Annotated in this window: 9 protein-coding genes; 2 read left to right on the forward strand and 7 right to left on the reverse strand. The window is 58.7% G+C overall.

Annotated elements, in window-relative coordinates; translation table 11 throughout:
- Nucleotides 1–35: 35 nt before the first annotated feature.
- Nucleotides 36–833, forward strand: a complete 798-nt coding sequence (locus tag PQR02_RS20805) for a glycosyltransferase family 2 protein (RefSeq protein WP_408235056.1) — start codon at nucleotides 36–38, stop codon at nucleotides 831–833.
- 50 nt (nucleotides 834–883) lie between these two features.
- Nucleotides 884–4,069, forward strand: a complete 3,186-nt coding sequence (locus PQR02_RS20810; RefSeq protein WP_408235058.1) for a hypothetical protein — start codon at nucleotides 884–886, stop codon at nucleotides 4,067–4,069.
- Nucleotides 4,070–4,112: 43 nt separating this feature from the next.
- Here the strand turns inward: PQR02_RS20810 and PQR02_RS20815 are convergent, their stop codons facing one another.
- The 7 genes from PQR02_RS20815 to PQR02_RS20845 form a co-directional block, all read right to left on the reverse strand.
- Complete coding sequence (locus PQR02_RS20815; protein WP_408235061.1) at nucleotides 4,113–4,424, reverse strand: hypothetical protein; 312 nt, start codon at nucleotides 4,422–4,424, stop codon at nucleotides 4,113–4,115.
- A gap of 54 nt (nucleotides 4,425–4,478) precedes the next feature.
- Nucleotides 4,479–4,787 carry a methyltransferase domain-containing protein gene (locus PQR02_RS20820; protein ID WP_408235064.1) on the reverse strand — a complete coding sequence of 103 codons (309 nt, stop codon included), beginning with the start codon at nucleotides 4,785–4,787 and terminating at the stop codon, nucleotides 4,479–4,481.
- Between the two features lie 407 nt (nucleotides 4,788–5,194).
- Nucleotides 5,195–6,355 (reverse strand): methyltransferase domain-containing protein, encoded by a 1,161-nt coding sequence (locus PQR02_RS20825; RefSeq protein WP_408235067.1) that lies wholly within the window; start codon nucleotides 6,353–6,355, stop codon nucleotides 5,195–5,197.
- Nucleotides 6,356–6,448: 93 nt separating this feature from the next.
- Entirely contained in the window at nucleotides 6,449–7,180 is a 732-nt protein-coding gene (locus tag PQR02_RS20830) for a methyltransferase domain-containing protein (RefSeq protein ID WP_408235070.1), read from the reverse strand.
- A 162-nt stretch (nucleotides 7,181–7,342) separates the two neighbouring features.
- A complete protein-coding gene (locus PQR02_RS20835) occupies nucleotides 7,343–8,221 on the reverse strand; it encodes a hypothetical protein (protein ID WP_408235073.1) in 879 nt (292 codons plus the stop codon).
- Nucleotides 8,218–8,811 carry a histidine phosphatase family protein gene (locus PQR02_RS20840; protein ID WP_408235076.1) on the reverse strand — a complete coding sequence of 198 codons (594 nt, stop codon included), beginning with the start codon at nucleotides 8,809–8,811 and terminating at the stop codon, nucleotides 8,218–8,220. Before PQR02_RS20840 ends, PQR02_RS20835 begins: the two co-directional genes overlap by 4 nt.
- Before the next feature lie 14 nt (nucleotides 8,812–8,825).
- Nucleotides 8,826–9,881 carry a glycosyltransferase family protein gene (locus PQR02_RS20845; RefSeq protein ID WP_408235079.1) on the reverse strand — a complete coding sequence of 352 codons (1,056 nt, stop codon included), beginning with the start codon at nucleotides 9,879–9,881 and terminating at the stop codon, nucleotides 8,826–8,828.
- Between the last annotated feature and the right edge of the window lies 1 nt (nucleotide 9,882).

Raw genomic sequence — 9,882 nt, forward strand, 5'->3', positions numbered from 1 at the left:
ATAAACAAGGATCACTGACTTCAATGAAACTCGACATGTCCCAAGAAGCCCGTGCCGCGTGGCAGGTTCCCGCTTTCAAGATTCAGCTCACGTCGGAGCCCCGTAATCCGTGGTGCGTGGTGATTCCGGTGATCAACGAAGGCGCCCGCATCCGTAACCTGCTCGAGCGGATCGCGGCGCTGGGCATTCCCGGCACGGCGGATATCATCATCGTCGACGGCGGGAGTACCGATGGTTCGCTCCATCTCGAGTTCCTGAAGAGCAAGGGCGTGCACACGCTGCTGCTGAAGACCGGGCGCGGCAAGCTGAGCGCGCAGTTGCGCTGCGCTTACGCGTTCGCACTGGACCAGGGGTATGAGGGCATCGTCACGATCGACGGAAACGATAAGGACGACCCCGACGCGATTCCGCGCTTTATCGAAGAGCTGAAGCGCGGCGTGGATTTCGTGCAGGCGTCGCGCTATCTGTCCGGCGGCATTGCGGAGAACACGCCGAAGTCGCGTGATCTGGCCATCCGGCTGATTCATGCGCCGATGCTCAGCCTCTTTTCCGGTTTTCACTGGACCGACACGACCCAGGGCTTCCGGGCCTATAGCCGCACAATGCTGCTCGACCCGCGCGTCGCGCCGTTCCGCGACGTGTTCGACACGTACGAGCTGCTGGCGTACCTGTCGTATCGTGCGCCGAATCTCGGCTACCGCTGTCTCGAAGTCGCGACGACGCGGCGCTACCCGAAGGGCGAAGTGCCCACGAAGATCAGCAGTGTGAAGGGCAATCTTTCGGTATTGCAGGTGTTGTTCAAGGCGTGCTTCGGCGCTTATAACCCGTCGTGAAGTGACAGCGCGGCTCGCACGCGCCTGATCGGCGATGAAAGAGATGTTCAATGCCAAACCAACTGACAAACACAGAAAAAACAAGCGTGGTGGTGGCGTCGGCCTCTCTGGCCGCTGCCGCATTGGCGCTGGGTCTTCGCTTGACGCTGGCGCCGACGTATGCGGATTTCATCGTCGGCAGCATTACGTGGAGCGCGAGTACGAAGTTGCAGGATCTGTTCGCACCGCTGTTTTTTATGGCGGTGTTGCTCGCTGGTCTGGCCCTTCTGTCGGCGGAGATCAGGACGTTGAAGAACCACAACACGCAAGCGTTGTATGCGCAGGACCTTGCGGAACAATTGCTGTGGTGGTCGGTTCCGTCGGTGGTGACGGTCGCGGGACTGATCACTGGCTCGTCGATCGACAAAACCATTCAGCTCGTCTCCGCGGCTGGCTTGCTGGTGCTCGGGGTATCGGCATGGTTGCAGGCGGATAAGCCGGAGCGGGTGTCGCCATGGGTGACCGGGCTGAGCCTGTTCTCGGCCTTTCTGGTCGCGCTCGTACCGCTCGAAATCGCGCTCGTGATGGGCCGCTTGCCAGTGGCCATGGGCGGGCACATTGATGTCGTACGCTATGCCAAAGTATCGCAACTGCTGATTGGCGTGCTGTTTCTGGCGGTTCTGGCTTCAGCCTTCACGCCAGGGCTCGTGTTGCGCGTGTTGCCAAAAAGCGTCCTCGTCGGCCAGTTGGGATTGCCGCTGTTTTTCCTGACGCTTTACCCGGCGCGGCTCGCGCTTCCTGACGGATCACTCACCAAATATTCGACGACGTGGGCGTTGAAGGCGCTCGTGATTCTGCTCGTCGTGGCGGGTGCAATTGATGTGTGGCGGCGCTACGTCGGCTATTGCCGCGACGACAGGCAGAGCTACAAGGTGCTTTTTTCACCGCTCGCATTGTTTGGGCTGCTGATCGCTTTCAAGTTCGGCAACACGATTGGCCCGTCAATTTCACCGAATGACTACGAGTTTGGGCAGAACCTGCTCGGCTGGTGGTCATACCTGAAGGGTGTGTTGCCCTATGTCGGCTATATCTCTCCTCACGGTTTCATGGAGGATGATTTACCCGGACTGCTCTCGGTCGTGTTCTATGACGGAACGGCGGCCAGCGTTTTCGATGCAAACCGGCTGAGCTCGACGCTACTGGCGCTCGTCGCCTTTTTGGCGCTCTTTGAATTTTCCGGAAGCCTGGGTCTTGCCTTCGTTTCGACGTTCTTCATCGGCGGCAGAACGGCTTTTCTGTTTTTCACGCCATTCATGTGTCTGTGGTTTAGCGGCGCGCTGCGGGCGAGGCCTGCACGCTGGCTCGCGGTGTGGCTCGTGACCGCGCCAATCGTGGTGCTGGGCGTGCCGCCGGCGGGACTGTTGCTTGCCGCGGCCTCGGGCGTATTGGCGCTCGAAGCGGTATGGCGCATGTGGCGAGGTCGCGAGCGCGAAGACTGGAAAATGCTCGCCTTGGTCTGTGTGGCGTTGCTGGTGCTAGCGCTGGTGACTCCATTCGCCGCGATGTTGATTGGTGCAATCCGGTATGTACTCGACAACGGCCCGATCAATCAGGTCGCGTACGGTATCCCATGGGAGATCAGTTGGAATCCGGGTAGCCCGAAGTCCGGCCTCGTTTTCGAATCGATAAGGATGTTGTGGCTCGGCGCACCGGCATTCTGTTTGATGATGGTCTATTCGGGCATCAGGAATCGTGCGACCAAAAGTGTGACGTTCCTGCCGGCGGTCGTCGTGATGCTGTTCGCGCTGTTGCTGACGCCGTACTCGATGGGGCGCATCGATCCGGGCGATATGTCCCGCGCGGGCCTGGCGGCAATTTTCGGCTGGTCAGTGTTGATTCCCGTCGTTGCATGGCACTCGGCTCTCAGGTTCAACCGCGTGGCGTTGGTCGTACTCGTCGCGGGAATGAGCGCAACGTTGAATTACACGACGCTTGTCTTTTCCACGGCGGTGTCTGCCGTAGCGTCATCGACGCCAATTGGGCCGCTGAAAAACGGCGCGGAGGTGGGGATGCCCAACGCGGGGCAGGCGATGGTGCAGGACGTGCAATGGGCGCGACTCGTCAGGCTCAACACTTTGCTCAACAGCAAGCTGGCGCCGGGCGTGGGCTACCTCGATCTGACGTCGCACAACGCGCAGACTTTCTACTTCGGCCGGCCGGTCACAATGGCGGTGACGGCGGCGTACAACACGGCGCCGGTGCGACAACAGCAGCGAGCGGTCGAAAGGCTTTCGCACGATTTGCCCAGTGTCGCGTTGCTGGCGGCAGATAACATCACGTATGACGGCGGCGGCCTCGCGTTAAGAGATCCGGTGTTGTATCGGTTCGCGATGGATCACTACGCGCCGGTATGGGCGGACGGCGTTATTCTTGGATTTAGTGGGCCGGCGATGGGCGCGGACCAGGCACACCATCTCACGGTCGGAATCAGAAACCTGACGGACGACAAATGGGACCGGGGCGTAAGCCGAAGCGAAGCCGCGCTGTCCCTGGACATGAACACGCCGATGTCCGCGTTTGCCCCCGGCACGCAGGTCCGTTTGCGTAACGGCGAGACGCGCAATGTCGCGAAGCTGTCCGCCGAACAGCATGTGATCTGGCTCGACGGTGGATCGCTCGATCCTGCACAGGCCGGTTATCCCGGCATCTTCGACGTAACGCTCGAACCTGCGCTGCAAGCGGAGTACCGGTTGACGCTACAGGACGCGGCGTTTGCGACGCAGGAGTTGGGCAAGATTCCGGTGGCTTGGGGACGTTCGGACCGATCGCTGTCGAAGAAAATGACGCAGGTCGCGGCGCTCGATGCGTCGCCCCTGAGCGCACACGATCTGAAGCTGGAGTCGGGTGTCTACAAGGTGACGGGCGCGAATCCGCAATTGAGCTTCGACCTGTCCACGTCAGGCGTCTCCGGTCGCGCCGCGGGTCTGCTCCGCTTCGAGTTTTCCTGCCTAGACCGCCGCGCTACGCCGCGGTTCCAGATAGCCTGGTGGGGTGATCAACAGTCAGCGCCGGCCGGCGCAGCCCATTTGTCCTTCACTGGAGACGACGGCGTGTTGATCGTCCCATTGGACGCCTATCCCCGATGGCTCACGCTCGACCGGGTCCGGGGCCTGCAAATGACCGTCGCTGATCCGAATGCCTGCGGCGCATTCGCCATCAGGAACGTGGCGCTGTATCAGCGGAATGTTTTCCGGTAGCAATGCATTTGCGCGGGCCGTGCTTTGCTGCTGATCGCGGAGATCAGCAGCATGCGACCGCGAATCGCAATGCCCGCCTGGTTTTCCAGAACGGGCGTCCGGGAGCATCGTCGCGGGCTTCCGCTTCCATTCGCCGCCAACTGCTCACAATGTGTGATTTGTCGTTGGACGGTTTGAGCGAAACGAAGAACTCCATATCATTGCGTGCGGTGTCGAAGAAGTTGCCACAGGCAAGTTCGGTCAGGTCGAACTCCGCCATTTCGCGGAACAGACGCGCAAATGAGCGGGGAGAAAACACCCAGCAGTGCACGTCGTGATAGGCGCTATTTACCAGGCAGTCTCGCGCCACATCCATTGCGGTTTTGAGGTTGTGGTGCCGCTCAGTCGCGAACGGGTCGAGCGGCGCCTTCTAGGCCGACACGCAATCCACCTCGGCGACGTTGATGCAATAGTCGATCAGGATTTGTGGCTGGGGAATCCGTGCGCGTATCAGGTTGTTGTACAGGACCGAAGCGATGCGAGTCTCTTCACCGAAACAATCGAAAGTGAAGCGTTTGTCGGGGACGATCAAACGCACTTCGCCGCCGGGATTCAGGACGGAACGCAGTTCGTTCAACCACGCTATGAGATCCGGCACATGCCCTATGAAATGCGACGCGACCACGTAGTCGACCCGTTTTCCTCCCAGCGCTTGCTCGAGCGTGTTGGTGCCCCACACGGCGTCCACTTCGAGATGGTATTGGCGTCCACGCTGGGGTCGTCTTTGTACTTGTCACGCAGCGTTTGCGTGTCGGCGTGATCGACGTAGATGACAGGGCCGTCTTCTCTCAGAAGAAACGGCCTGCATAGCGCCCCGATTTCCAGGCCGAGCCGGTCTTTCTGATTGATACCGGCGAGGAGCTTGTCCTTCCGGGTGCGAGAAAAACACTCTGCTGAAGTCATGATTCTCCTGTGTCAATCAGGTAGTCCGGCTTCTAACCAAGCACCCGTTAGCTGAACGTCCAAACCGGCGGGTCGATTCGCGGCTCCGTAAGCGGAGGCCGTCTTTTGCGTGTAGACGTCGAGAACGCTGCTGCCCGGCTAGCGCCAGAATCTGGCCGATGTGGGCGAGGCATAGCCGCCACGTCACTTCACTTCAGCTGCAACCGGAGCGTCCTCAACCTCGGCCGTGAGCGGCAGGCGAATTGGACGTCCCTCGTACCAACCGAAGTGTCTGTAATGCGTGATCGGGTCTGCGCCCGCCTGCAACACGTCGGGGTTGACAGCGAGATAATCGTCGGCGACAAAGCCCGGTGGAAATATAATGGGTTCGACGGGATCCAGGTCGCTGCTTTGTCCTGATGTGCGGTGAGTGGGCCATGTCTCGGTCCATCTTGCGCGCAACGCCTCCAGCCTGCGGCGCACTCGCCAGAACGGCACGCCTGGCGTTGCGTTGCTCGCCGCGTGCTCCATTCGTTGCCAACTCTCGGCTATATAGCCTCGGTCGCGGGAACGTCTCAGGATGACTGAGAATTCCAGTTCATTCCTCACCGTATCGCAGAAATGCTCGCACGCAAAATCGAGCAGGCCAAGTTGACATAGTTCACCCATGAGCTTCGCGAACGACCTTGGCGTGAAAACCCAGCAATGCACATCATGGTACGTGCCGTTCTCGAACGCATCGCGCGCGAGGTGGACGGCCCCCTCCGACGTGTGATGCCGCCTCGCGGACTGACGATCAATGCGTTTTTGCCATGCCTCCGTCGTATTGACGTCAACGGCATTCAGGCAATAGTCGAGTACAGAATAAGGATGAGGAACTCGCGCACGTTCGATATAGCTCGTCAGAACCTCGGGCAGATGACTCTCCCGACGGAAATAGTCGAAAGTGAAACGTCGGTCGGGAACGGCCAGGCGGACTTCGCCAGTTGGTTTGAGTACGGCCGCCAGTTCGCGCAGCCAGGTCAGGAGATCCGGAACATGCTCCACCACGTGTGACGCGACGACATAATCGACGTACCGGTCACCGATCGCCTCATGCAGCGTGTTTTTGCCCCACACGGCGTCCACGTCGACAATTTCATCGGCAACGACATGAGCGTCGCCTTGATATTTTTGACGTAGCTGCGCGGTGTTAGTGTGATCGACGTAGATGATTGTCGCCGCATCGCTTCGACGTACGAGGGGCCAACAGAGCGGGCCTATTTCTACACCGACACTGCTTTGAATGTCTAACCCGCGCAGGAGACGATTCCGACGCTTTTCTCTATTACTGAGGACTTCTTGACCATTGTCTTCCTTCCGCATGTTGCCTCCTCGAGCCGAATTCGACTTGTCAGTAGCAGCTGCAGGTAGTATTTGAGTTTATTTATCGTACCTTGACAGCACTCGATAACCTCTTCAATTACGGGTGATGAAAAAAACATCCTGATGATTGTCCCAGCCGCCGGGACGATATTCGAGTACGGTCAAGTTGCTTTCGTGACAAACGTCGTTTACCCAGTTCTGCGGAATCAACGCTATGCCGTAGCTGTCTCCGATGTAATCCACGGTCTTGGCCTCAAGCGAATGGTCGGGCATGTAGTTGACGAAGCCGAACTGCCCCGCATCATAGCTGTCTAGCAAATGAGCGCGTGCGCTCTCTCCGACCTGGTAGCAATCCACCGTCCCCAGAATCTCGCGCGAACGGGCGCCATGGGTGGTCACAACCGCAACGCCGCCGGGCTTCAATTTTTCGAAAAAATGCCGCATGACCGTACGGGCATTCCGCCCGGACAGGTAAGTGATCAATGAGCCGAGCGCGGCAACTTCGAAAAACGAATCAGGGACATTCTGGAATTCATAGACGGGATCGACGATGCGGTAACCGGTGACGCCGAATGTCTCCACACAAAAATCGACAGCCGGCACCATGATGTCGGCCACGTGTACATTTTGCGGATCGAACTGAGCGGCGAGGTGACGGGTGACCCGTCCGTAGCCACATGGAAGTTCGAGTACGTTTGGCGAATCGGCTCGCGCAAGCTCCGCCGCATGAGAAACCAGATCTGCCATCTGGGTTCCGACCGATGCGTAGTGCTCGGTGGACCCATGAAACATGTCGTCATGCGGATGGATTGGTGCTGACTGCATGGTACCTCTCTTCAAACGTAGTTGGAGCCCTTGGGGACGTCTGATACGGAATGAGACAGATTGCCCGGCAGCGGAGCGCTCACCGGACGGGCACAGCGCGCGTGTGGTTTCTACTGAAGAAAGCCCTTACTTGATCACCATTGGCAGGACGGGTGGTTCTAATTATGGTTGATGAACTGGCTGTCCGGTATGAGGATGCGGCCTCGTTGCATAGAAATCAAAAAAATGCTTCTGCCACAATGCGCAAACCAGATCCATCTGATCGACTAGCGCAGGGTCGAACACGGTCGACGCGTCCGCTTCATCGATTTTCACCCGCATGCGGTCGAACAGCAGCTTTTCAAAATCGTTGATGCAGTAGTCACGGACCTCTTGCGCATTGAACGCATAGGCCGAGCAGGGCAGTTCGGGATGCAGCGAGATATAGGTGCTGAACAACCGTTCGACAATAAAGGGCAAAAACGGCGCCGGGTCCGTATGCATCGTATCCGTCATGACGGCGAGCGCCGCCTCGTGCGATGGGTTGGCTTCGAGAAAGTCGGCAATCGGCAACAACGTGCGGCCGACGTACTCGTCCCAGAACCGGCGCGATCCCACCCAGAAGTTGCAGTATGCCAACGATCCCGGACCATGCCGTGGCGAATTGCGAATCGTCATCTTCACGCCGCAGGCATCCAGCAGGGCCTGAGCCGCTTGCATCAAACCGGGGTGAGCCTGTTCGCCTTGCATCCAGACGTTATACGACCAGTACGCGAGCTGCGGAAACGGATTGATGAAGCAGATATCGGAGTCCGGATGGCGTTGCACGAACTCGAGGAACGCGGCACCGGAGATCTTCGACTTAAGCGTGAACTTCGGGGAAAAAAGTCCCGTGTAATCGTGCCGGAGATGATCGCCGTTGCGGTACATGTCGATCAGGATCTTGAATTCGCGCCACTCGGGGCGCGAATTGTCGGTTCGTGCGAGAGGTAGAAACTCCGCGCAGTTCAGCGTCTGATCCGGCGAGTAGATCGGCTCGAATACCGCGACGGTCTTGCTCATACGTGACCTGCGCGTTCCAGGCAATAGCGGTTCAGGTCCGCGCGCCATTTCAGATAGGTAAACGATGCATTCGGCACAGTGAAGCTGGGATAGTGCGTCTCGATCGGCACGCCGAGCAGATGCTGCAGCACCACGCTGATAGGGCCGCCATGGGCGACCGCAACCATCAGACCGGCGTTCTGAACCTGCGGCTTGACTTCCGAATCAACCCACGCTTGCACCCGCTCGGCCATGTCCAGATGCGATTCGCCCTCCTCGTAGCGATTCCGAATGTTCCTGTTGAAATCCGGGAAGGCTTGATTGAAATCCGCCTCGAGCCACGATCCGTATATGCCGGGATGGGTTTCTGCAAGCCTGGCGTCGAATGTCATCGGCTGCGACTCGCCGAAAAGCAGTTCGGCGGTTTGACGCGCGCGTGCCCACGGACTGCAGTAAATCTGCGACGGCTGAAAGGCAAAGCGTTCGAGCGTCGCGGCGAGATTGACCGATTGGGCTTTGCCAAGTTCGGTGAGTCCGTCCTTGTCCGTCGAAATCAGCAATCCTTTTGCGTTGGCGCCGGATTGGCCGTGCCTGATCAGTAAGAGATCCATGGGATGTATTCCAATTAAGCTGGATTCTCGTTGGTCACGAGTCCGAGAAAAGTCTTCGCTGGTCCGGCGAGGCCGAAGCGCTCATGCGTGTCCACGTAAGCCTTCAGTCGCATCGAATCGCGCAGTTGCCGATCCTGATACAACGCTTCCATCGCGCTGGCCCATTCTTCCGCCGTGTTGTTCACGAGCAAGCCGGTGTCGCCGTGCGAGACCGCCTCTTCGTAGACGGGCGAGCGCGAGTAGATGCCCGGAATACCCAGGCTGCCGTAGTCGATGTACTTGATGCACGATTTGCAGCTATTGAAGAAGAGCGTGCCGGGATCCTCGCGACCGCCCAGCGGGACGATCGAGAAAAGGTAGCCGGCGTCGCGAATGGCCGCCTTGTACGCTGCGTTTTCCAGAAAGCCTTTGGATACCAGTCGGGGAATGCGCGACATCTCGGGGAAGGCGTCGCCCCAGAATTCGAAAGTGACTTCAGGATGCCGTTCCAGAAATTCGACGACAACCTTGAAAAACTCTTTCCTGAACTGCACGAGCTTGATGCCGTCCGTGTTGGAAAACAGGATTTTCGGCGGATTCGTTTCGTGCCACGTCGAGGGGGCGGACGGTAGCGCGTGATGATCGAACCCGTTCGGGATGACGACGACGGACGGCCTGATCTTGCGCAGCTTGTTGCGAAGGGTCTCGTTCGAGACCGTGGCGATGGACGCCTGGCGGATCAGCCAGGTGATGTTGGCCAGCAAGTCGTCGTTCAGATCAGTGACGCTGTACATTGGCAAATCGATGATCCAGTCGTCCATGTCGTAGATGGTGCGCAGACCGAGGTCGTTGGCCATGCGCATGACGTCGGTGGCGCGATTCGAACTGTGCTTGTTGAACAGCACGGCATCGAACCGGCGCAACTGCCCGACGGTGACGTCGCTTTCAACGATATCTTCCCATTCGAGCATTCCGTTGGCGGCCATATAGCCCAATAGCGGGCCAAAGCGCGCGGCAATCGACCGCGACATCAATCTGTCGTGGGATAGCGAGATTCGCTGAACAACTAGTAAGCGCGGAATCTTCGGCATT

Source organism: Paraburkholderia sediminicola (assembly GCF_046026895.1).
GTDB lineage: Bacteria > Pseudomonadota > Gammaproteobacteria > Burkholderiales > Burkholderiaceae > Paraburkholderia > Paraburkholderia sediminicola_C.